The sequence below is a fragment of the Lysinibacillus sp. NPDC093692 genome, assembly GCF_050280125.1.
Lineage (GTDB): Bacteria > Bacillota > Bacilli > Bacillales_A > Planococcaceae > Lysinibacillus.
On the sequence record NZ_JBNNUW010000005.1, the window covers coordinates 38,737 to 62,161 of the forward strand.

The 23,425-nt window shown below is 38.6% G+C and carries 17 protein-coding genes; 7 read left to right on the forward strand and 10 right to left on the reverse strand.

What is annotated here, in order from left to right:
- Positions 1–133: 133 nt before the first annotated feature.
- Positions 134–1,060 (forward strand): ribonuclease HIII, encoded by a 927-nt coding sequence (gene rnhC, locus ACQKN4_RS07255; RefSeq protein ID WP_427483059.1) that lies wholly within the window; start codon positions 134–136, stop codon positions 1,058–1,060.
- A 125-nt stretch (positions 1,061–1,185) separates the two neighbouring features.
- Here rnhC and ACQKN4_RS07260 read toward each other — a convergent pair whose 3' ends face one another.
- From ACQKN4_RS07260 to ACQKN4_RS07280, 5 genes are all read right to left on the reverse strand, one after another.
- Entirely contained in the window at positions 1,186–3,153 is a 1,968-nt protein-coding gene (locus tag ACQKN4_RS07260; RefSeq protein ID WP_427483061.1) for a methyl-accepting chemotaxis protein, read from the reverse strand.
- A gap of 240 nt (positions 3,154–3,393) precedes the next feature.
- On the reverse strand, positions 3,394–5,361 hold the full coding sequence (locus tag ACQKN4_RS07265; protein WP_427483063.1) for a methyl-accepting chemotaxis protein: 1,968 nt from the start codon (positions 5,359–5,361) through the stop codon (positions 3,394–3,396).
- A 530-nt stretch (positions 5,362–5,891) separates the two neighbouring features.
- Positions 5,892–8,309: a phenylalanine--tRNA ligase subunit beta gene (gene pheT, locus ACQKN4_RS07270; protein ID WP_427483065.1), complete on the reverse strand. Its 2,418-nt coding sequence runs from the start codon at positions 8,307–8,309 to the stop codon at positions 5,892–5,894.
- Between the two features lie 12 nt (positions 8,310–8,321).
- A complete protein-coding gene (gene pheS, locus ACQKN4_RS07275) occupies positions 8,322–9,359 on the reverse strand; it encodes a phenylalanine--tRNA ligase subunit alpha (protein WP_427483067.1) in 1,038 nt (345 codons plus the stop codon).
- 1,191 nt (positions 9,360–10,550) lie between these two features.
- The gene (locus tag ACQKN4_RS07280; RefSeq protein WP_079563183.1) at positions 10,551–11,315 is read right to left on the reverse strand and encodes a TrmH family RNA methyltransferase; all 765 of its coding nucleotides are present in this window, start codon (positions 11,313–11,315) and stop codon (positions 10,551–10,553) included.
- Positions 11,316–11,814: 499 nt separating this feature from the next.
- On the opposite strand from ACQKN4_RS07280, the gene ACQKN4_RS07285 reads away from it, so the two are divergent.
- Positions 11,815–12,210: a (deoxy)nucleoside triphosphate pyrophosphohydrolase gene (locus ACQKN4_RS07285; RefSeq protein WP_079563184.1), complete on the forward strand. Its 396-nt coding sequence runs from the start codon at positions 11,815–11,817 to the stop codon at positions 12,208–12,210.
- Between the two features lie 331 nt (positions 12,211–12,541).
- Here the strand turns inward: ACQKN4_RS07285 and ACQKN4_RS07290 are convergent, their stop codons facing one another.
- Positions 12,542–13,891 carry an FAD-binding oxidoreductase gene (locus tag ACQKN4_RS07290; protein WP_427483258.1) on the reverse strand — a complete coding sequence of 450 codons (1,350 nt, stop codon included), beginning with the start codon at positions 13,889–13,891 and terminating at the stop codon, positions 12,542–12,544.
- Between the two features lie 168 nt (positions 13,892–14,059).
- On the opposite strand from ACQKN4_RS07290, the gene ACQKN4_RS07295 reads away from it, so the two are divergent.
- The 3 genes from ACQKN4_RS07295 (at position 14,060) to ACQKN4_RS07305 (ending at position 16,066) form a co-directional block, all read left to right on the forward strand.
- Positions 14,060–15,475 carry a LysM peptidoglycan-binding domain-containing protein gene (locus ACQKN4_RS07295; RefSeq protein ID WP_427483069.1) on the forward strand — a complete coding sequence of 472 codons (1,416 nt, stop codon included), beginning with the start codon at positions 14,060–14,062 and terminating at the stop codon, positions 15,473–15,475.
- Positions 15,476–15,699: 224 nt separating this feature from the next.
- Complete coding sequence (locus tag ACQKN4_RS07300; protein ID WP_197144730.1) at positions 15,700–15,861, forward strand: YfhD family protein; 162 nt, start codon at positions 15,700–15,702, stop codon at positions 15,859–15,861.
- A gap of 13 nt (positions 15,862–15,874) precedes the next feature.
- Positions 15,875–16,066 (forward strand): H-type small acid-soluble spore protein, encoded by a 192-nt coding sequence (locus tag ACQKN4_RS07305; RefSeq protein WP_079563186.1) that lies wholly within the window; start codon positions 15,875–15,877, stop codon positions 16,064–16,066.
- A gap of 333 nt (positions 16,067–16,399) precedes the next feature.
- On the opposite strand, the gene ACQKN4_RS07310 is transcribed toward ACQKN4_RS07305, so the two are convergent.
- Positions 16,400–18,562, reverse strand: coding sequence for a bifunctional diguanylate cyclase/phosphodiesterase (locus tag ACQKN4_RS07310; protein WP_427483072.1), 2,163 nt, complete (start codon positions 18,560–18,562; stop codon positions 16,400–16,402).
- A 198-nt stretch (positions 18,563–18,760) separates the two neighbouring features.
- Positions 18,761–19,282: a sigma-70 family RNA polymerase sigma factor gene (locus ACQKN4_RS07315; RefSeq protein ID WP_427483074.1), complete on the reverse strand. Its 522-nt coding sequence runs from the start codon at positions 19,280–19,282 to the stop codon at positions 18,761–18,763.
- Between the two features lie 592 nt (positions 19,283–19,874).
- Here ACQKN4_RS07315 and sspI point away from each other — a divergent pair.
- Both sspI and ACQKN4_RS07325 read left to right on the forward strand, forming a co-directional pair.
- Complete coding sequence (gene sspI, locus ACQKN4_RS07320; protein ID WP_079563188.1) at positions 19,875–20,084, forward strand: small acid-soluble spore protein SspI; 210 nt, start codon at positions 19,875–19,877, stop codon at positions 20,082–20,084.
- A gap of 77 nt (positions 20,085–20,161) precedes the next feature.
- The gene (locus ACQKN4_RS07325) at positions 20,162–21,541 is read left to right on the forward strand and encodes an FAD-binding oxidoreductase (RefSeq protein ID WP_427483075.1); all 1,380 of its coding nucleotides are present in this window, start codon (positions 20,162–20,164) and stop codon (positions 21,539–21,541) included.
- 59 nt (positions 21,542–21,600) lie between these two features.
- Here the strand turns inward: ACQKN4_RS07325 and ACQKN4_RS07330 are convergent, their stop codons facing one another.
- Together ACQKN4_RS07330 and ACQKN4_RS07335 are read right to left on the reverse strand one after the other, a co-directional pair.
- Positions 21,601–22,422 (reverse strand): ABC transporter ATP-binding protein, encoded by an 822-nt coding sequence (locus tag ACQKN4_RS07330; protein ID WP_427483076.1) that lies wholly within the window; start codon positions 22,420–22,422, stop codon positions 21,601–21,603.
- Positions 22,419–23,420, reverse strand: coding sequence for a FecCD family ABC transporter permease (locus ACQKN4_RS07335; RefSeq protein WP_079563191.1), 1,002 nt, complete (start codon positions 23,418–23,420; stop codon positions 22,419–22,421). Before ACQKN4_RS07335 ends, ACQKN4_RS07330 begins: the two co-directional genes overlap by 4 nt.
- Between the last annotated feature and the right edge of the window lie 5 nt (positions 23,421–23,425).

Here is a 23,425-nt window from a genome sequence, read left to right on the forward strand (position 1 = left end):
AGTCGCACCCCCCTTTTTAATTTTTGTGCTCACGATTTTTCCGATTGTGAGCAACTTACACAAAAAAGCTATTTATTATCATACCATGAAAGGTATAAAATTGTGAACAACGAGGACAGAAAGGAACGAGGAAATGTCAAATATTGTACTTTCAATATCAACAAATATACAAAAAGAGGTGATGTCCTACTACGCAAACCATTTTGTAGAACGTAAAGCACCAGGGGTAATCTTTGCTGCAAAGCTCCCTGATACAGCCATTACGATGTACAAATCAGGAAAATTAATGTTCCAAGGGGGAGGCGCTGAGCGAGAAGCTGCACGCTGGGGAAGCGTAGAAGTAACAAACACACAGAAAACATCATCGATTGGAGCAAAGGGTGACACCCTGCCAGAAGGTTTTGCTACGATGTCGGTGCTAGGCTCAGATGAAACAGGTACTGGCGATTACTTTGGTCCAATTACAGTTGCAGCCGTATATGTCCCTTCATCAAAAATTGCGCTTATTAACGAACTTGGTGTCAAAGACTCCAAAATGCTAACAGATGATTACATGCGTAAAATAGCACCCGATTTACGTGCAGCTTGCGTCCATAGTGTACTTGTACTACGCAATGAAAAATACAACGAATTACAGTCACGAGGCTACTCACAAGGTAAAATGAAAGCTATGATGCATAATAAGGCACTTAAAAATACACTGTCAAAAATGGCTCCCGAAAAACCAGAACAGATCTTGATAGATCAGTTTGCGGAACGTGGCGTGTATTACAATTATTTAAAAAATGAACGAGATATTGTTCGAGATGATGTGCTATTTTCTACGAAGGCCGAGCAATTACATGTTTCAGTAGCAACTGCATCGATATTAGCTCGTGCGGCGTTTTTAAAAGAAATGGACCGACTGAGTGAGATTGCCGGGATAGAGTTGTTGAAGGGGGCTTCAGCAAAAGTAGATGCCTTAGCAGCTCGCATTTGGCGAAAACAAGGTGAGGAATTTTTACGTTGCATTACGAAATGGCATTTTGCGAATACCGAGAAAGCTAAAAAGATGAAATAAATTGGACTTATAGACAAAAAATTTCGCTATACTCCCGCAGATGACAAGTTTTATACAACTTGCTTTCTACTGGAGTTAGCGAAATTTTTTATATTAAAAACTTATCAAAAAGTTTTCGTTTCAACTTAATATTTGAATTGTTGAATCGTCTGTTGAAGATTTTCAGACATTTTAGCAAGAGTAGCGGCTGATACTGCGATTTCTTCCATAGAGGCAAGTTGCTCCTCAGTTGCAGCGGAAATATTTTGGGCACTTGCTGTAGTTTCATTCGTTTGTTCAAGCACACTTTCAATCCCTATCGTCACTTGATTGGCGTGTTGAGAGATAACTTTAGATGCTTCTGAAATATGTCCTATTTCAGAGGTTACACTTTGTACATTCGTACGAATCTCTTCAAATGACTTTCCTGCCATGTTTGTTATATCAATCCCCTTAACGACCTCAGCTGAACCAGCAGCCATTGATTCAACTGCTAGATTTGTATCTTCTTGAATCTGTGAAATAATACCCTTAATTTGCAGCGTGGATTGTGCGGATTGTTCCGCTAGCTTTCGTACCTCTTCAGCTACGACCGCGAAGCCTTTTCCTTGTTCACCCGCACGTGCGGCTTCAATTGCTGCGTTTAAAGCTAATAGGTTCGTTTGATCAGCAATTTGGGTTATAGCCTCAACAATGTGCTCAATTTCGTGAGAACGCTTGTCTAATGTTTGCACTGTATTTTCTAGTGCTTGTACAGTATTTTGAATCATGGTCATTTGTTGAACAGCTGTTTGAATAGTTTCATCACCGATCATAACAGCGTCCATAGCTTTATTAGACATATCACTTACTGCACCTGCTTTTGCAGAAATTTGCTGAATAGATGATGACATTTCCAGTACAGCACTATTACCTTCACTAACAGTCTCTGCCTGCATATCAATCGTCTCAGCAAGTGTTTGAATGGAATCAACAATTTGTGATGTTGCTCGCTTATTCTCTGCAGTACTTGCAGTCAGCTCCTCTGAAGAATTGGCCAATAAATTTGATTCCTCACCAATATTACCAACTACTTCACGTAACGAAGAAATCATTTTATTAAAAATAGTAGCTAATTTACCGATTTCATCATTTCTTCTTATGTCGATAAAGTTACGTAAATCGCCTTCTCCTACTTGTTCAGCAACTGTCGATAGTTCTTTTAGTGGACGAATGATTGAGGCAATGATCATACCACCAATGATCCCACAAATAATTAAAGCAGTAACAATGACTGCTATAGTCGATTTTAAAATTGGCGCTGTGACAGCTGTAACATCCGCTACATCCATAACACCGATAATTTTCCATCCTGTTAGTTTATTAGTAGTGAAAAATACTTGATGCTCCTCGCCATCTTCCTGAATTGTAAAGCTACCTTCTTCTTTTCCTTGCATCTTTTCTATGTATGAATCTTTCAGCTTAGTTCCTACTTCAACATTCGGATCTGCTATCGTAAGATTATTGGCATTCACTAATGAGGCATAGCCACTTTTCCCAATCTCTACAGCATCTATGAGCTCTGAAATTTCGCCAAGTTTCAAATCTATAGAAACAACCCCGGATTTGTCACGCAATCCTGCCGCTACAGTTAAAGTTAAATCGCCTGAAATATTTGATTTATAGGGGTCCATCACGACGCCTTTACCTGGCGACTCTATAGCCTTTATATACCAAGGACGCAAAAATGGATTATAATCAGAAGGCATTTCATGATATGGATTTCGTAAAAAATCATGGCCTTCTAGAGTTAAAGCGACTACTGAAACACTATTATGTAAAGCATTGTATTTATCTAATTCCTTTAATGCAGCTGCATCTTCCCAATCCTTATTAAAATAAGCAGCCAAATATTCTGCATCACTTATGATTGGGGAAATTTCTTTTGTTACTAAAGTATTTATTAAATCGACATTCTCAAGAGATTTATTACTTAATTCGTTATAATATAAATTATCTGATTTCAAATATGAGAACGTACCAATTGCAATACTCGGAATTAAGAGTGTCATTGTAATAGCCCAGATTAACCGAGCACGCACAGATAAGCTTTTTCTTTTTCGATACTCTTTCAAAATCATTATCTCCTCTTACTATTTTTTTCTATCCAATTTCTACTATACACATAATAAATACTTAAGATTTATTTTTTGTAATTTCAAAATATTATTAAAAACGCAAAATATCCAAAAAGTACACAGTGGCTACTTACTCATAAAATATTAATACGTTCGCCTGACGGTCTTCCAACTAAATAAGCTGCCTCATTACGAGACAGCTCACAAAAAAAATTATTTCTGGATTTTTGTTTAGCCTTAATATTTAAACTGTTTAATTGTTTGTTGTAGATTTTCAGACATTTTAGCAAGGGCTTCGGCCGATGCAGCGATTTCTTCCATAGAAGCAAGCTGTTCCTCTGTTGCGGCAGATATATTTTGTGTATTTGCTGTATTTTCATTTGTTTGCTGAAGCACACTTTCAATTCCGATTGCCACTTGATTGGAGTGTTCAGAAATAACTTTTGCTGTCTCTGAAATTTCTCCTATTTCATAGGTTACGCTTTGTACATTATTATTAATTTCTTTGAATGACTTTCCTGCCATATTTGTTACTTCAATTCCCTTTACGACTTCAGCTGAGCCAGCAGTCATTGATTCAACTGCTAGTCTTGTATCGGTTTGAATATAACCAATGATATCTTTTATTTGCATTGTTGATTGTGCGGATTGCTCTGCAAGCTTTCGTACCTCATCAGCAACAACTGCAAAACCTTTTCCATGCTCACCAGCACGAGCAGCTTCAATTGCAGCATTTAAAGCTAAAAGATTTGTTTGATCAGCAATTTGCGTAATTGCCTCTACAATACGTCCGATTTCATTTGAACGATCGCTTAATGTTTGTACCGTACTTTCCAGTTCCTGAACAGTACTTTGAATCATTTCCATTTGGCCAATTGCTGTTTGAATAGTTTTGTCTCCTATCTTAACAGCTTCCATTGCTTTATTCGACATCTCATTAACAGTATCAGCCTTTACTGCAATTTGTTGAATCGATGAAGACATTTCAAGTACAGCGTTAGTGCTATCATTAATTGTTTCTGCTTGCACATCAACCGTTTCAGCAAATGTTTGAATGGAATCAACAATTTGTGATGTCGCTCGTTTATTTTCTGATGTACTTGCTGTAAGTTCCTCCGATGATGCAGCTAACTGATTTGATTCCTCACCAATGTTACCAACTACACCACGCAAAGATAAGATCATTTTATTGAATATATCCGCCAATTTACCTATCTCATCTTCTCTTTTAATTTCAATTAAATTGCGTAAATCACCGTCTCCTACCTGCTCAGCTACTGTTGACAACTTTTGTAATGGCTGAATGATTGATCTTATAACGAAGGTACCAATGATTCCAAACATGATAAGAGCAATAACAATGACTGTCATAGTGTTTGTTAAAATTGGTTTTGTGACAGTTGCTACATCTGCTAAATCCATAGTACCAACGATTTTCCAACCTGTAAGTTTATTGGTAGTGAAAAATACTTGATACTCTTTTCCATCTTCCTTAATGGTAAAACTACCATCTTCTTTTCCTTGCATCTTTTCTATATATGACTTTTTGAGTTCCGATCCTACCTCTAACTGTGGATCAGCAATAATAAGATTATTGGCATTTACTAATGTAGCATAGCCATTATCACCAATTTCCACTGATTTCACTAGCTCGGAAATTCCGTCTAAATTTAGACCAATAGAAATAACCCCTGAACGATCCTGTAAACCAGCTGATACTGCTAATATTAATTCACCTGTAATCGTTGATTTATATGGATCAATCATAACGTTTTTGCCAGGTGATTCAATAGCTGTTAAGTACCATGGTCGTGTAAATGGATCATAATCCGTTGAAGATTCAGCTTGTGGTTCACGCATAAATTTATGCCCCTCAATTGCCAAATTGACAACAGAGACGTTGCTATGTAAAGCATTATATTTTTCCATTTCCTTCAAAGCATCTGCATCTTGCACATTCTTATTAAAAGAAGCAGCTAAATATTCCACATCACTTTGAATAGGTGATATCTCATTTGAGATGAGTGTATTTAATAAATCTACATTTTCGCGTGAACTTTCACTTAATTCCTTATGATATTGATCAGAAGACTTCAAATACGAAAACGAACCAATAGCAATGCTGGGAATTAAAAGTGTCAAAGCAAACGCCCATATTAATCGGGCTCGCACAGAAAGGCCTCTTCTTTTTCGATGATTTTTCATAATAACCCACCCTATAGTAAAATTTTCTATCCAAAACTTACTATACATATAATATGGATCAAAAATTTATTTTTTGTTATTTCTAAATATTGATAACCTTTTCTCTCGTGCTTTATTTTTCTAACACTTCCTGCAAAAATCTACTTGTAGCAGTTGTATGATTATCAATTATGCCTCAGCATAATTGCGTACGGAATCGGCTTTGTGCTTAGGCCTGCAGATGTTTTTTGTGCGAAAGCGCAGTGATAGCGAAGCAGCAGCAACTGGTTTTGGACTGTGCGAAAGCGAAACGGCAACAACAACACCATGCAGGTCATTTAGCCTAAAATCCTCTGAACTCCTCTCCGATTCCGTGACATCCGCTGGGGCTTTGGGCCAACACGATGTTGATCACTCAGTCTTTGCCACAGGACGTGGCGTTCTTAGTCTGAGTACAAAAATTTCAGCGGGTGTTTGGACACTAGCTGAAAGAAGTTAAACAAAACAAAAAGCTGCCTCATTACGAGACAGCTCACAAAAAAATAATTAATTTAGCGTACTTCTGTGCCTTCAATTGTTGCAATAGCTTTTAACACTTTATTATGTGCTGCAACAACCTCTTCATCTGTTAATGTACGTTCTGGATCGAAGTATGTTAGGGAGAATGCGACTGATTTTTTACCAGCTTCCATTTTTTCACCTTCATATACGTCGAATACACGAACGTCTTTCAATAATTTCACGCCTGCAGAACGAATCGCAGTAATAACCTCACCAGCAGTTGTTGCACGGTTCATGATAAGCGCAATATCACGAGACATTGCTGGGAAACGAGGCACTGGTGTATAGGCAAGAGGCGCTTCTTTTGCATTAGCATTTAATAATGTTACGAGATTCATCTCCATTACATATGTGTCTTTTACACCCCATGCTTTTTGTTCTGCTGGATGTAATCCACCGATAATACCGACTTGTTCACCATCAAAAAGAATGCTTGCAGTACGTCCTGGGTGTAACCCATCTACCTCAGCTTTCACAAATGAAATACGGTCCTCTAAACCAAGCTTACCGATAACACCTTCTACAATGCCTTTTAAGACGAAGAAATCTACTGCTTTTTTCTCACCCTGCCAAGCATGGTCAAGCCATTTTCCTGTTACTACTGCCGCCACATGCTCTTCCTCATATGGTAGCCCTTCTTCTGTTTGACCAAGGAATACTGAACCAATTTCATACAATGCCACATTGTCAGCCTTACGAGCAACATTATAAGCAGCCGCTTCAATTAAATGCGGGATAAGACTTTGACGTAGAGTTGAACGGTCCTCGCTCATTGGCATTAGTAAACGTGTTACTGGCTCAGCTTTCAATGCAAAGCGTTGTGACAATGCCTCTGAAGTTAATGAGTAAGTTACAGCTTGGTAAAGACCTGCGCCTTCCATATAATTACGAACTATACGACGATTCGCTTGATATGGTGTTAGACGGCCTACTTGGTTTGCTCCCTCTGGTAAAGTCAGCGGAATTTCATCATAGCCGTATAGACGAGCAATTTCCTCTACTATATCTTCTTCAATTTTAATATCTTGACGACGTGTTGGTGCATCAACGATTAGTAAACCATTTGCTGCTTCTACACCAAATTTAAGACGCTCTAAAATAGATAGCATATCTTCTAATGAAATTTTCATACCTAAACGTTCATTAATGAAATCTGGCGAAACGACAACACGTGCTGGTGATTTATCTAGTTCATCAACGATGCACGTTCCTTCTAACACTTCACCACCAGCTAATTCAGCTAGTAGCGCTGCAGCACGCTCTGCAGCAGGTAACACACGGTTAGGGTCTACACCCTTTTCAAAGCGAGCAGAAGCATCTGAACGAAGTCCAAGATGACGCGATGTTTGACGTACAGATAAGCCGTCGAAGTAAGCAGATTCGATTACAACAGTTGTTGTAGAATCATTTACTTCAGAGTTTGCACCGCCCATTACACCTGCGATAGCTACTGGCTCTTTGCCATTTGTAATGACTAAATCTGTAGCTTTTAATGTGCGTTCTTGCTCATCTAAAGTAGTAATTTTTTCGCCCTCTATTGCTTTACGCACTACGATTTCACCTGTTGCTAGGCTATCGTAGTCAAAGGCATGAAGCGGTTGACCGTATTCCATTAAAATGTAGTTCGTTACATCGACAACGTTATTATGCGGGCGTACACCTGCTGCCATTAAGCGATTTTGTAGCCACATAGGTGACTCTGCGATTTTTACGTTTTTCACAACTTTTGCTACATACATTGGGTTTGCTTGTAAATCTTCCACTCGAAGCTTTAACATGTCTTCAGCTTTTTCAGAAGATGTGTTGTAGACGATTTCTGGATACTTCACTTCTTCAGATAGAATTGCGCCAACCTCGTACGCTACACCTAGCATTGACAATGCATCTGAGCGGTTTGGTGTTAGGCCAAGCTCTAATACTGTGTCACGTAGACCTAAAATAGCAAGGGCATCTGAACCAACCTCAGCATCGGCAGGCAGCACATAAATCCCTTCAGAATATGCTTTAGGTACAAGTTTACCTTCAATTCCTACCTCTTGTAATGAACAAATCATACCGTTTGATTCATGTCCACGAAGTTTTGCTTTTTTTATTTTAATGCCGCCTGGTAAATGTGCGCCTGGACGAGCGACAATTACTTTTTGACCAGCATCAACGTTTGGAGCACCACAAATAATTTGTTGTGGCTCAGCTTCACCAACATCCACTTGGCAAATATTTAATTTATCAGCTTCTGGATGTTTCTCTTTTGATACGACATAGCCGACAACAATTTTATCCATTCCGTTAGCACGGTCAATTACTGCATCTACTTCAATTCCAGAGCGCGTAATTTTTTCAGCTAACTGTTCAGGCGTTAAATCCTGTGCACTTACATAATCTTTTAACCATTCTAATGATACTAACATTATTTATCCTCCTTACGCCTCTGTTCGCTCAAATTGTGATAAGAAACGTGTGTCACTTGTATAGAAATGACGAATATCGTCGACACCATATTTCAACATTGCGATACGTTCAGCACCAATACCGAATGCAAAGCCTGATACTTTCTTCGGATCATAGCCAGCCATTTCAAGTACATTTGGATGCACCATACCAGCTCCTAAAATTTCAATCCAGCCTGTACCTTTACATACGTTACAGCCAGAACCACCACATTTGAAGCAAGAAATATCCATTTCAACAGATGGCTCTGTGAACGGGAAGAAGCTTGGGCGAAGTCGAATTTCGCGGTCTGCACCGAACATTTTTTTCGCTAATGTATCAAGAGTACCTTTAAGGTCACTCATGCGAATGTTTTCACCAATCACTAATCCTTCAATTTGCATGAATTGGTGAGAGTGTGTAGCATCATCGTTGTCACGACGGAATACTTTCCCTGGGCAAATAATGCGAATCGATTCACCTTTTTTCTCTTCCATTGTGCGAGCTTGCACAGGAGATGTATGCGTACGTAATAATATTTCCTCGGAAATATAAAACGAATCTTGCATATCACGAGCAGGGTGTCCCTTCGGTAAATTCAGCGCCTCGAAGTTATAATAATCCTTCTCCACTTCCGGACCTTCTGCAATTTCATAGCCCATACCGATAAATAAACCTTCAATTTCTTCAATAACGCGTGTTAAAGGATGACGATTCCCAACTTTAATTTCACGACCAGGTAAAGTGACATCAATCGACTCACTTGCTAATTTTTCAGCAATTGCCGCTTCCTCTAGTAAAGTAACCTTTTCCTCTAATACAGCAGTTACATTTTCACGAACTGTATTAACTAAGGCACCCATTTTAGGACGTTCCTCAGCTGATAATTTCCCCATCCCCTTTAATAAATCAGTGATAGGTCCTTTTTTTCCTAGATACGCTACTCGCACATCATTTAATTCCTTTAAATTTGCTGCCGCTTCAATTTTAGCAAGTGCTTCTTGCTCTAATTGTTTTAATTGCTCTTCCATGTAATAAACCCTCCTTGATTAAATCAATTTCGCCTTGGCGTAATTGTAGCTGTCGCTTCGCTTTCGCACAGAAAACATTTGTAGCTGTCGCTACAGATAAACAATGCGTCCGGATTTTGAATTGTGCCCAGGCCTGCACGAGGGCCGACACGATGTCGATCATTTCGGTAATGCCACAGGACGTGGCGTTTTAACCGATGCAGGTCAGCTAGCCGTTTTCGCAGGATGCGAAGATTTTTAGGCTAACATCCTTAAATGCATTCCTTTGAAAATCCGTGACACCCGCCGGAGGCTTTATCTTCATTCAATAGTTTTTTGGACACCAACTGAAAAGGAACCACATCCGCATTTATCTCACCACCTTCAAAGGTGGGAGCCTTCTGTAGCTGACGTTTCACTTTCGCTCAAAAAGATTTGCTGAATGAAGATTAATGCCGATACTTCGATGGCACAAAAAAACTCGCCCCTAAAAAAAGGGACGAGGACATATTCGCGGTACCACCCTAGTTATTGCAAGGCAAACTCCTCACAATCACTTCATTGACATAACGACTAGATTAAAGCCGGCAAACCTTTACAGCATTTCGCTGGTCCCGGTAGCTGCTCGCGAGATGAATTCAAAACTGCATTGGTACGGCGCTGGCTCTCAATCTCCGGCCTACGCTCCCTGTTGTCCATTCACAATCTTTACTACTTCCCGGTCAAAGCATTTAGTATTCATATATACATTTTACATGTGATTATACAATACTATACCAATTCAAATCAAGAGCCATGTGCCTATTGCATCAATAATAATGGTTCTAACGGCAATTTTTAGGCTCATCACTAAAAGTTGCAGATGACATTTGTGAAAACACATTCCATATATTAGTTGATTGGAGTGGAGACTGGGCGACTCATTGGGGATCAGCGATATAGAGGAACGAAGGCTAAAAACATCACGTCCTGTGATAACGCCTTCGTGACCAACATCCTGTTGCTGTCGCTACGTTGCACCCATGCTTTCGCGCAAAAGACATCTGTTGGCCCAAGACCCTGCAGCGTAGCGGATGTTTTCTGTGCGAAAGCGAAGCGGCAGCAACAAAGCGCCCCGTCGGAACGGAAATCAACCACACTTTATGGTAATGACCATCAATTTTAACGATTTCACCCTATTCTTGCAATTACAGTTGTGATTGCTTTTATTACCTACTTCACAAATCCATATAAAACGATTCCTGTTGCTACTGCTACATTTAAAGACTCTGCTTGTCCCAAAATTGGAATAATCATATTTTGATCTGTCATTGAAAGTAGTTGTGGTTGAATGCCACTACCTTCATTCCCCATCATGATAGCGAACGCACCAGTATGTTCAATATCACTATAGACAACTGCATCCTCATCTAAAGCAGTACCAAATACCGGCACATCATTATCTTGTAGCTGCTCAATCCATTCCTCTAAATCACCACGAAGGACAGGAATATGGAAATGTGATCCTTGTGCAGAACGAAGCGTTTTAGGGTTATATAGATCAGCACAGCCCTTGCCGAGAATTACTGCATCCAAACCAGCGGCATCAGCAGTACGAATCATCGTCCCAATATTTCCTGGATCTTGGACGGCATCAATTAGTAGTACCTTGCGCCATGAAGCCATTACATCATCTTTTAACAAAGGCTGCTTACAAACTGCAAATACACCTTGAGATGTCTCCGTTTCAGCAAACTCTTTGACAACAGCCGCAGTTACTTCTATTGTCGCTACATTATCAATCGGCCAAAGCATTGGTAAATCTACACCTTCACGTACAATTAGCTGCAGCACCTGCTCCTTATTTTTTAATGCTTCCTCCACTAAATGGAATCCCTCTACTATGAATTCTCCAGATCTTTCACGCTCTTTTCGCGTAGTTGCTAGTTTCTTCCAATATTTCACTAACGCATTTTGCGTAGATTCAATTTTTTTCATCGTTCCTCGTACCGCCTTTTTCCTATATAATGTTCATTATTATACAGTAGAAAACGACAATTACATAGTCATGCAAAAAACAGTTTATTGTTATTTCTCTGTTTACCAATTATCGGAAAAAAGCCCCCTATACGGTACGGAAATCAACCCCACGCTATGACGATGAGCTATACATGCTAATAAAATTGCCATCATCTGAATTTTGGAATGACATTTTGTTAAAACGTATACCATGTGAATAAGTTGATTGTAGTAGAGGATGGGCGGCTCATCGGATGCTCCTAGGAAGCTCTGCTCTGTGCGAAAGCGAAGCGGCAGCAACAACAAATGTTTTCTGTAGCGAAAGCAAAGCGGCAGCTACAAAACGCACAGCCGGAACGGAAATCAACCCCACGCTATGGAAATGAGCAAAATTATTCCCTACTAGATAATGGGGGAATTCAGTGATATATGTTATAATTTTCAATATTTTAAGAATGCACAGCGGGGATGATAATAAATGAAAAAAAATGTACATGTAGTAGGTGCCATTATTGAAAATGAAAAGCATGAAATTTTTTGTGCGTTAAGAAATCCTAATATGGTACTAGCAAATTATTGGGAATTTCCTGGTGGTAAAATCGAAGAGGGAGAATCGCCTGAGCAAGCTTTAACTCGTGAAATATTAGAGGAATTTAATTGCTCTATACGGGTTGATAAAAAGGTTGAGGATACCATTTATGAATACGAAAAATTTATAGTACGCTTAGAAACATTTAAAGCATCGATTATACAAGGAGAGCCCGTTCTACTTGAACATACTGCCATTAGATGGGTTCCTCGACATGAACTTCTAAATCTTAATTTTGCACCTGCTGATATTCCAGCGATAAATAAAATACTTGCAGAAAAGTAAGTAGTGATAAAGTGAATTAATTCAATGGGATTTTCTTCATCTCCCACTGAGTAGTCGTCCTCATCAATCGGGCTTAAAAGAGCAGCAATGCTTGTTTAATCTCTGCATACTGCTCTTTTTTGACTTTCATATCAATTATGCCTCGGCATAATTGTGTCCGGAATCAGCTTTGTGCTTAGGCTTGCAGATGTTTTTTGTGCGAAAGCGCGGTGCTAACGTAGCGTCAGCAACACGAGGGACGACACGATGTCGGTCATTTCGGTAATGCCATAGGACGTGGCGTTCTTAGATTGAGTTCCTCTATTTCAGCGGATGTTTTTGCTGAAAGAAGTTAAAGCCATTTTCTATTTGGTGGAATACTTTGAGGAAAATTAAATACATTAAACGGATCGTATTTTCCCTTTACTTCCCTAAGCATTCTAAGATTACGACCATAATAGGCAGTTGGCCAATCTTCTATAAAACGATCTGGGAAATTCACATAATCACCAGTAGTGAACGGTGAAAGAGCCCGCCTTAAATTCTCTACCCATTGAATATTTTTTTCTTCCTCTTTAGGCTTTTTCCACGAAGTAATATACTCCTGAGCAATTAAAGCATTTCTATAATAATAAGCTGTTCGACTTGATGCAATTTGACTTACTGCTCCTCTAAGCGATTGCTGCCAAATGGACGCATTTCTATTGGGTGCGTTAGATAAAAATTCTTTCATTTGTACAATGGCAGCATGAGGGAATGGCCTTTCAATAAAGGACCCTGACCTTTTACGAAGAGCTGGTTTATTGCCGCTCGGTAAGTCAAAAAATTCTACAGCTTTAATATACGGTACTTCCTTTATCCATATGCTCGTTGGTGAGCCTGTTTTTCTTATAGGTCGGAGTAGTTTCTTTAGCTCAGATGCTGTACCTATAAATTCACCTTGAGCTACAATTTCTCCAACTTCCTTTGATTTAAGCTCAATCTGTGAAGTCAAGCGTTCATCTGTATAGGGTGCCCATTTTTGCCATGCGTCAAAGGCTCGTTCAAAATCTTCCCATCCCCATGTAATGGAGAAAATCGATACGTTTGAAATAGGATGCAGTTTAAATGTAAGTGCTGTAACGATGCCAAAATTCCCACCGCCTCCGCCACAACTCGCCCAAAATAAATCACTATTTCTCTGCTTGTCAGCTTGGATTACTTCAGCCCCTTCATGACCACTTGCAACAACCATTTCAACTTCTAGCAGATTGTCGCATGTTAGCCCAAATGGACGAGATAGCATACCAATCCCTCCACCAAGCGCCAAACCAACAACCCCTACACTACCTTCAGTTCCTGCCGGGATTGTAAAACCATTTTCCCATAATACTCGATACACTTTTCCTAAATTAGCACCCGCTTCAATTCTCGCTGTCATATCTTTCTGGTTAATTGTTATTTCATTCATTTCACTAACATCTATAACAAGACCTTCATTTAGTAATGAATAATTTTCATAGTTATGTCTCCCACTTCTGATTCGAAATGGTTCGTTATTTTCTCTCGCCCATCTTAATGCATGGATAACGTCTTTCGCCTTTTGACAAAATACAATAATACTCGGAAATTTAGGATCATTTAAATTATTATTTGTTCTTGCTTGCTCATAGTCCGGATCTTTAGGGGTAACAATTCTTCCTGTGAGCTTTACTTTCTTCAACATACAGCTCCTCTCTCAAATGATGCATTGCATATGTTTTATCCTATGCATATCACTTCGAAAGAATATGAAGTTTGCAATTTTTATCACATAAAAATGAAAGATAAATGCTCATTCCCTTTATTCATACATATGATGCTATATTGAAACCACTAAGGAGGTGTCCTAATGATTATTCATGTGGTGAGCGCTGGTGAAACGCTTTGGCAAATTGCAAACAGCTATTCCGTACCTATCAATTCCATTATCCAATTAAACGCTTTATCTAATCCAAATCAATTAGTAATCGGACAATCACTCGTTATCCCTTCTCCTTACACAACCCATATTGTAAAAAGGGGTGATACCTTATGGTCAATCTCCCAACAATATGGGGTGTCTATGCAATCGATTATCACAGAAAACCATTTAACGAATCCAGATGTTTTAACACCTGGCACTAGACTAATTATTCCACCCACTACACATATTGTGCTACCAGGGGAGACTTTATCGCAAATTGCCACGCAATATGGAACGACTGTGCAAGCAATTGTTTTAGAAAATGAAATTTCAAATCCAAACATGATTTACGCTGGTACGCATTTGATTATCCCGAGAGCAAAGCCTTCCATTGAAGTAAATGCTTATACGTATGAAGAGCCTAAAGAAGCTGTGCAGTCGATAAACGCGGTTGGTCATCTACTAACTTATTTTAGCCCCTTTGCTTATATGGTGAAGGAGGATGGAACACTACAGCCTATAAAGGATAAAGAAATGATTGATGCTGCCATTGCCAAAAACGTCACTCCTATGCTGACACTTACGAATTTCTCTTCCACAGAAGCCGGTTCCAACTTATCACATGTTATTTTATCTAGTGCAGAATTAAGGAAAAAGGTCATCGACAACACTTTACAAGTGATGCAGGAAAAGGGCTATAAAGTTCTAAACGTCGATTTTGAAAACGTTCTTCCGGCAGATCGGGAAAATTATAACATTTTCCTCCAATTAGCTGTTGATACTCTTCATCCAAAAGGATTCCTAGTATCAACGGCACTTGCGCCAAAAACGAGTGCAACGCAGGCAGGCACTTTATATGAGGCACATGATTATGAAGCACACGGAAGAATTGCAGACTTTGTTATTTTGATGACATATGAGTGGGGATATCGACTTGGTCCACCACAAGCAATTTCACCTATTAACGAAATGAGAAAAGTTGTGGAATATGCATTATCAGTTATGCCTGCTGACAAAATATTTTTAGGCTTTCAAATTTATGCTCGCGATTGGCTTCTACCGCATGTTAAAGGTCAAGAGGCAGAAACATTTAGCTCTCAAGAAGCACTTAACAGAGCAAGAAAATATGGCGCAACCATTCAATATGATAGGACCGCACAGTCACCGTATTTCCGTTATGTCGATGAACAAGGTAGAAATCATGAGGTATGGTTTGAAGATGCTAGAAGTGCGCAAGCTAAGTTTGACATGACGAAGCAATATAATCTTCGAGGTATAAGTTATTGGGCATTAGGTTTTCCTTTCCCTCAAAACTGGGCGCTATTAAATAATGATTTTTCCATTCAAAAAGTTTCATTATAAAACGTGGGGTGACTTCGCTAGACTAGATGCTTTCTAGAATGTCCGATGTGCGGTTTTACGAAGGTGTTATTATGACTTAGTTTGCGCATTTAAGGCTTTATTATTAACCCAAAAAGTTCTAAACATTTCTACAATAAATTCTTACCTTTCCCTATTTTTTCCCATGATAAAAAATCAAATCAAAGCCATATTAAGAAATATCAAAACGAAAGGAGAAACTAAACATGGGAAGAGACAATAAGCAAGGCCAAAGCGCTAACAAGGGGTCATTACCTCAAACACCAAAAAACCAAAAAATAGCACCAAACAAAGTTAGTGAAGAATTTTCTCAAGAGTTTATGAACCTGATTAATACGGTTACTAAAGAAGGTAAGACAAAAAAATAAGGGGGGGCTTCAATTGGATTTTGAACGTGCACAAGAAATTGTCGCCTCACCAAAAGAATATGAAGTAAGCTATAATGGCGTATCAATCTGGATTGACAAGCTTCACGATGATGGTAAAACAGCAACTGTTCATTTACGGCGTTCTTTAGAGGAACGATCCGAAGTGGACATAGGAGAATTAAAAGAAGAGTACCTCGCACATTAAATAAAAAAACTGCTTACTTTCAATGATGAAATTGAAGTAAGCAGTTTTTATGTTGAGAAAAACTATTTCAATGAATTAAGGCAAGTATCCTATCTAAAAAAGTATTGTAATTCGGTAAAATGAGTGTTTATTCTGGCATGTCATCCCAATTTCTATCCGTAGTTTTGGCGGTTCTATCCACGATTTTGGCGGTTCTATCCGCGATTTCGAGGGTTCTATCCACGATTGGCCGTTCTATCGTCGCTTTGACTCTACTTTCCGTCGCCCTGGCTTCTTTCCATCGCTCAGGCTCTTCTTCCCGTCGCTCTATTTCCCGCCTCTATAAGCCTAACTTTATATTACGAAACCCTCTTCATATTTAAACTCTTTTAAAACATCTCTTGCTCGACTATGTAATTCGTGAAAGTTATTGGAAATCTCTTCTGCGGAAATCGGTTTACTAAATAAATAGCCCTGAATATAATCGCAGCCACCGGCTATGAGGAAAGCAAGCTGCTCCACTTCTTCAATTCCTTCGGCAACAACCTTTAATCTTAAATGCTTTGCCATGGATAAAATCATAGAAACGAGCGCTTCATCATTTGGATTATGTTGAATATTTCGTACGAAAGCCCGGTCAATTTTCAAACAATCAATCGGAAAATCTTTTAAATATGAAAGCGACGAATACCCTGTCCCAAAGTCATCAACAGCGATTTGGATACCGATTTCCTTTAATTCATGAAGTAGCTGCGTAATTTGATCGATGTTCATCGTCATACTTTCCGTAATTTCTAATTGTAAGTATTTTGGTTCTAATTTTGTACATTGTAAAATTTCTTGTACCATATGCACTAAGTCTTGCTGGAATAATTGTCCGATAGATAAATTTACGGCAACCTTCATCGGTGGCAAACCTTGCTCCCTCCATATTTTTGCTTGAGCGCACGCCGTCTCTAAAATCCATTTCCCTAAAGGAATAATTAGGCCAGATTCTTCTGCAATGGGGATAAACAACTCAGGTGAAACAAATCCGCGAGTTGGATGACGCCAACGTACTAGTGCTTCTACAGAGTCAATATTACCCGTTTTTAAATTTACTTGTGGCTGAAAATCTAAGTAAAATTCTTCATTAGCTAATGCTTTATGGAGCTCTTGTTCAAGCAATAGACGATCAGCAAGACCATTTGACATATCCGGCTTATAAAAGAGAACTCTTTGAGGTATTTGGCTCGCTTCTCTCATTGCTAACTGAGCATGCATTAAAAGCTCTTCACCTGAGCAATTTTCTTCACGCGGGGCAATTCCAATATTAAGATTACCGGTGAGTGTGAATAGTTGTACTTGCAATGGTCTTTTCATAGCGCTCTTCAAATTCAAGCAAAATTGTACTAACTCCTCTCTCGTCTTCACATGATTAATATAAATAATAAACTGCCCTTCAAGAAGCTTTGTTGCAAAATAATGAGGTGGTAATATAGCTTGAATTCTCTCTGCTACAAGCTTCATCATGGTATTAGAATAATTAATACCTATAGATGAGCGGATAGCGGCAAGGCGATCAATCTCAATCGCAATGATTGCTTTTTGACGACTATTGTCTTGTAAATCCTCTTTTAAAGTTTTCAATAATAAATGTTCATTTGGAAGCTTTGTAATGTCATCGTGAAAAGCTTGAAAATGAAGCTCCTGCTGCGAATACTCAAGATCTCGCTTTATTTTTAGAAGTTGCTGAAATGGTTTTTCAACAGTTGTATAGTAAATGGCTTTTAGGAAAAAGAAGAATGCAAAAAATTGATAAATTAATGCTGAAAGGCCCCAAATTGATTTCAAATCTTTGATGAACGCAAAGAAAATATCACTAATAATTAAATACATTGCTGCGCTAATAAGCCACATAACTCGTTTAGGCAACTCTTTTTTATACTTACTTAAAATCACTATCGTTACACCTTGTAAGACAGCAGACAATAAATGAACAATAGCGCTTGCTTCCAGTAACAATTGTTCTTCGAGTAAAAAATATTTTGAAGAGAGATACACTAGAAAAAGACTCAGTAGTACAAATAATAAGGAACTGCTATATGTATAATTACGATCTTTCATCGTTAAGCGTTTTTTTCGCTTTAATATAATAAAGAGAAAACCGATTGATAAGCATAAACTCATTATTAAATCCAACCATATTTCCAAATATAGTGTTTCAGCCATTGGATATTGAGCCAATGCCAAGTTCACTAATTCAAACAAGGCGATGATAAAAAATAAATTACCTATGTATAATGTTTGATTCGATAATAAATGCGAAAAAACGAGCCACGATTGAATAGCGATTGCCATTGTAAATACAATAATTAGTACTTGTATAATCAAGTTCAAACAAATATAACTTTCTTCGTTAAAAGAACCAAGTACTTGATTACTTAAACCTAACAATGGTAACACTAGCAATAGTGGCAATACTATATACCAAATCTCTTTCTGTTTTATCTCAAATTGATTCAACCTATTCTCCAACAGAAACCCTCCATACCAATATATATCAAATTAGATAGGTAATATGTTCTATCCAAAGGAAATATAAAATTAAAAATTGTATTTTTCTTTGACTTCTTACAAATCATAGCATTTTTATTGGAAATTGTATGCAAATTTAAAAAGTATGCCAATATTCATTTTTCACTGATATTAGCATACCTTTAATGCTTTATAGTACTATTCTTCTATAGAATTTAACAACTCACGAAGCTTAATCATTATTCTTGTACGTCTTTTTTTAACTGCCTCGACAGATACACCTAGTTCTTTAGCAATTTCCAAGTAACTATAACCTTCTACATAAAAAAGTAGTATTATTTTTCCTTCCTCTAATTTCAAATGAGACATAAACCATTCTAAAAGAGCTGGATTTCTATCACCTATATCACGATCTCGAATATAATTTATCGTTTCATGATCCACAAGTGTATTCATAGTTTCAAAACTCTTTTCCTTTGAAAGCTCTTTTAAAATTTCTCCTTTAACGGTTGTATAAATATAAGCAGAAAACAGTCCTTTTGTTTGATCTGCTTTACGCCAAGCATTCCACACGGCTATGGATGCTATATGACGATAATACTCAAAATCCTTATAAATTTGGCACTTTAACAAAATCGACGTGATCATCGGCTGGACTAATTCTAATACTTCATCAAATGGTAGTTCAGGTGATAACTTATTATTATGCTGTGTTGTCATCCTATTGTCCTGTCGACTGTGCACAGTCCATTATTCCTAGGTGCCTCTATCTTAGTTAATAGGCTACAAGCGTGTCGAACAGCCCTTTTAGTAATATGATCAGCAAGTTTTTATAGACACTTTTTAATATTTATAAGCAACAATAGTGTGATAATTAAAAAATGATATGTTTTAACTTCTTTCAGCAAAAACATCCGCTGAAATAGAGGAACTCAATCTAAGAACGCCACGTCCTGTGGCAACGACTGAGTGACCAACATCGTGTTGGCCCAAAGCCTCCGGCGGATGTCACGGAAATCGGAAAGGAGTTCACAGAGGATGTTAGCCTAAAATCATCTCATCCATGCGATAACAGCTAACTGACCTGCATCGGTAAAAACGCCACGTCCTATGGCATTACCGAAATGACCGACATCGTGTCGGCCCTCGTGTTGCTGACGCTACGTTAGCACTGCGCTTCCGCACAAAAAACATCTGCTGGCCTAAGCACAAAGCCGATTCCGGACGCAATTATGCCAAGGCATAATTGATTTGTAATTCTATACATATTTCTTAAAGAGTTGGACAAATTACTACTAAGGAGGCGAAATAGATGAATTTTCAAATAAGAGATGCGATTACGACAAACGTACATGGACAATCAGCGGCTGAATTTAAAGATATTGTCGAGGATGCAATTAGCCGTGGTGAAGAGCATTTACTTCCAGGGCTTGGTGTGTTTTTCGAAAAATGGTGGCAGCAATCTAGTCCTGCTGAGCAGGATGCATTTACCCAAAAATTAGAAAAAGCCTTTGCTCACTAATTTTTTATAGCAGTTCATTCCATTTCCAATAAATGCATGATAAAGTTTAATTTATCAGAAAATTAGGAGGGATTGGAATGACTGTTGCTGTAGAATTAATAGTAAATCAACTAAAAAAAGTTTTATCCGAAGAACAGGTGTCAACAAACGAAACGGTGCGACAGCTACATGGAAAGGATGAATCTCATCATACAATGAGCTTACCAGATGTCGTTGCCTTTCCTCGTTCCACGGCCGATGTCAGTGCCATCTTAAAAATTGCGCATGCGGAACGTGTACCAGTCGTACCTTTTGGTGTTGGCTCAAGTTTAGAAGGTAATGCAATTCCCATTGCAAATGGCATTTCTATCGATTTCTCTGAAATGAATGCTATTTTAGAAATTCGACCAGATGACCTGCTAGTAAAAGTACAACCGGGTGTAACACGTGCCCAATTGAATAAAGAATTAAAAAAACATGGACTTCAATTCACAGTTGACCCGGGTGCTGATGCGACACTAGGTGGAATGGCGGCAACGAATGCCAGCGGAACAACCGCAGTGCGTTATGGTGTTATGCGTGATCAAGTAAGAGATTTAGAGGTTGTACTCGCCGATGGTTCAGTCATTCATACCGGTAGCTTAGCAGCGAAGTCTTCTTCTGGTTATCACTTGAATGGCCTTTTCATTGGCTCTGAGGGTACGCTAGGTTGCTTTACAGAATTAACTTTACAAGTCTATGGTATACCCGAATTTGTATCGGCGGGACGTGCAGTTTTTGCGACAGTTGGCGATGCTGTCAGTGCAGTAACCGCATTGCTGCAAGCGGGCATTTCAATTGGCCGTGTTGAACTGGTCGATGAAGCCTCTATTAAACAAGCAAATATTTATAATGAAACATCCTATGACGAGAAACCAACACTATTTTTAGAATTTCACGGAAATGAAGCTGGTATGCATGCAGATATAGAATTTGCTAGAGAAATTTTTGCGGACTTTGGCTGTCTTTTTGTTGAATTTGAACATGACAATGCAGCTCGAAATAAACTATGGGAGGCGCGCCACTCATTGGCCTATGCATATATCCATGCCTATCCGGGAAAAAAGCTTATGTCGACTGATGTTTGTGTGCCGATATCTGTGCTTGCTGAGTCCGTTTTGTATGCTCGTGAACAGCTTGAGGATGTTGGTCTTGCAGGCGGAATTGTAGGTCACGTAGGAGACGGTAACTTCCACGCCTTGTTAATGTTAGACCCAAAAGATGCTGAGGAGCAAGCAAAAGCCAACCGCTTCAATGAACATATCGTCCAATTTGCTTTACTTCGTGGTGGCACTTGTACCGGTGAACATGGTGTTGGTATTGGGAAAATGAAATATCAGTCTACAGAGCACGGAACATCTTTATTAGTGATGAAGAGCATAAAGGCAGCACTTGATCCACATAACATTATGAATCCAGGGAAGATTTTCAACTTATAAGGTAGATACTTAAAACACGATCTCGCCATGAAAGGTGAGATCGTGTTTATTTTTGGAGATTATCGACTGTTACGCTCAGTCCCTAATGCGCTTGGTATCATCGTTTCAACCAGGTAATCTCCTTCTTCAAATATAATTTTTTTCAACTCAATACCGAAAAATTCCTTCATCCTTACTTCTGTCATTACCTCTTGTACTTTACCGTAGATGACGCCTTTTTCTTTGGCAGTCATCAAGACTCGGTCTGCTAGATAAAATGCATGATTTGGGTAATGGGTATTAATTATGCACGAAATTCCACGTTCCTTTGATAAACGCTTAATCGTTTGTAAAATAACTATTTGTTTTTGAATATCCAAATGCGACTCAGGTTCATCTAAAATCAAAACTTCTGGTTCAGAAACAAGCGTTCTTGCAATTAAAGCTAACTGCAATTCGCCACCACTAATTTCATTGCATGATTTTTTAGCAAGATGTAAAATATCAACCATCTCAAGTGCTTGATGAGCCGCTTCCAAATCCTTCGCGGATGGCTGAGCAAGGGTACTAATATACGGAGCCCTCCCCATAACGACAAGCTCTTCTACAGAAAATCCAAATACCATTTTATGCGCTTGGGGCACATATCCAACACGTTTCCATAGTTCTTTACGATTTAATGTTACAAGTGATTTGCCGTCTATGAAAGTTTCTCCTTTTTTCCATTCAAGTAACCCAGTTATACATTTTAACATCGTCGTCTTCCCTGCTCCGTTCGGACCTAGAATCGCCATTATTTCGCCAGGCTCCAATGAGAAATTGATGTCTTGTGCATATAAATCAGGTAATTTTTTTCGTCTTTTTTCATAATGATAATTACCGTTTATCACTTCAATTTTCATGCCCAGCCTCCTCCTGAACGGCGTAATAAATAAGCGAAGAACGGCGCTCCAATAATTGCTGTTAAAATAGATAAAGGTATTTCTGTTGCTGTTAATGATCGAGCTAAATCATCAATTATTAATAAATAAATACTACCAATAGCTACGGATACAGGTAATACAAATTGATTATTATTCCCGACTAGCATACGTGCAACATGTGGAATAATTAAACCAACCCAACCAACAATACCAGCAACGGCTACGGATGCGGCTGTAATTAAAGTCGCTCCTAAAATGACGAACCATTTTAAACGAGTAACGGGAATTCCCATTGATGCTGCTTCGTCCTCCGGCAATGTTAAAATATTCAATCGCCAGCGAAGTAAATATAATAGTAAAATTCCAATTAATATGAGTGGTCCACCAATATATAAATCCTTATAGGTCGCGGTACCAAGACTTCCCATTAACCAGTAAGTAATGGCTGGAAGTTTTTCCTCCGGATCGGCCAAAAATTTTGTTAAGGAAATTAATGCATTAAAGAGTGCAGACGTAACAACACCTGCTAAGACAAACATAAAAATCGGTGCGTTTTTCTTTGCTCCTGCAATTAAATACGTAAAGCCAATTGCACCTAATCCAAAAATCAGTGCCATCATTTGTGCAATAAAGTTTTGTCCAAATAACAATATCCCAAGCGATGCTCCAAACCCTGCACCCGCAGAAACACCTAATATATCAGGAGATACTAGTGGATTTCCAAACATACCTTGAAAGCCTGCACCCGCAATCGATAAACCACCGCCAATTAATAGAGCAAGTAATATTCGAGGTAACCGAATATTCATCACTACAGTTTCTTCCATATTTGTCCATGTTTGTTCAATAGGAAATACTTGAGAAGCTAGGATTTTAATAATATGCTCCAAGCTTACCTCAAATCGTCCAACACCGAGTGAAACGATTGCTACCAAAATCGGTAGCAACCATAAAAGTAACATTTTCCATTTCTTCATTTACA

Bases quoted from the DNA above. Each gene is read 5' to 3' on its own strand.
- rnhC (WP_427483059.1), top strand. From the start codon at position 134: ATGTCAAATATTGTACTTTCAATATCAACAAATATACAAAAAGAGGTG.
- ACQKN4_RS07265 (WP_427483063.1), bottom strand. From the start codon at position 5,361: ATGAAAAATCATCGAAAAAGAAGAGGCCTTTCTGTGCGAGCCCGATTA.
- pheT (WP_427483065.1), bottom strand. From the start codon at position 8,309: ATGTTAGTATCATTAGAATGGTTAAAAGATTATGTAAGTGCACAGGAT.
- pheS (WP_427483067.1), bottom strand. From the start codon at position 9,359: ATGGAAGAGCAATTAAAACAATTAGAGCAAGAAGCACTTGCTAAAATT.
- ACQKN4_RS07280 (WP_079563183.1), bottom strand. From the start codon at position 11,315: ATGAAAAAAATTGAATCTACGCAAAATGCGTTAGTGAAATATTGGAAG.
- ACQKN4_RS07285 (WP_079563184.1), top strand. From the start codon at position 11,815: ATGAAAAAAAATGTACATGTAGTAGGTGCCATTATTGAAAATGAAAAG.
- ACQKN4_RS07295 (WP_427483069.1), top strand. From the start codon at position 14,060: ATGATTATTCATGTGGTGAGCGCTGGTGAAACGCTTTGGCAAATTGCA.
- ACQKN4_RS07300 (WP_197144730.1), top strand. From the start codon at position 15,700: ATGGGAAGAGACAATAAGCAAGGCCAAAGCGCTAACAAGGGGTCATTA.
- ACQKN4_RS07315 (WP_427483074.1), bottom strand. From the start codon at position 19,282: ATGACAACACAGCATAATAATAAGTTATCACCTGAACTACCATTTGAT.
- sspI (WP_079563188.1), top strand. From the start codon at position 19,875: ATGAATTTTCAAATAAGAGATGCGATTACGACAAACGTACATGGACAA.
- ACQKN4_RS07325 (WP_427483075.1), top strand. From the start codon at position 20,162: ATGACTGTTGCTGTAGAATTAATAGTAAATCAACTAAAAAAAGTTTTA.
- ACQKN4_RS07330 (WP_427483076.1), bottom strand. From the start codon at position 22,422: ATGAAAATTGAAGTGATAAACGGTAATTATCATTATGAAAAAAGACGA.
- ACQKN4_RS07335 (WP_079563191.1), bottom strand. From the start codon at position 23,420: ATGAAGAAATGGAAAATGTTACTTTTATGGTTGCTACCGATTTTGGTA.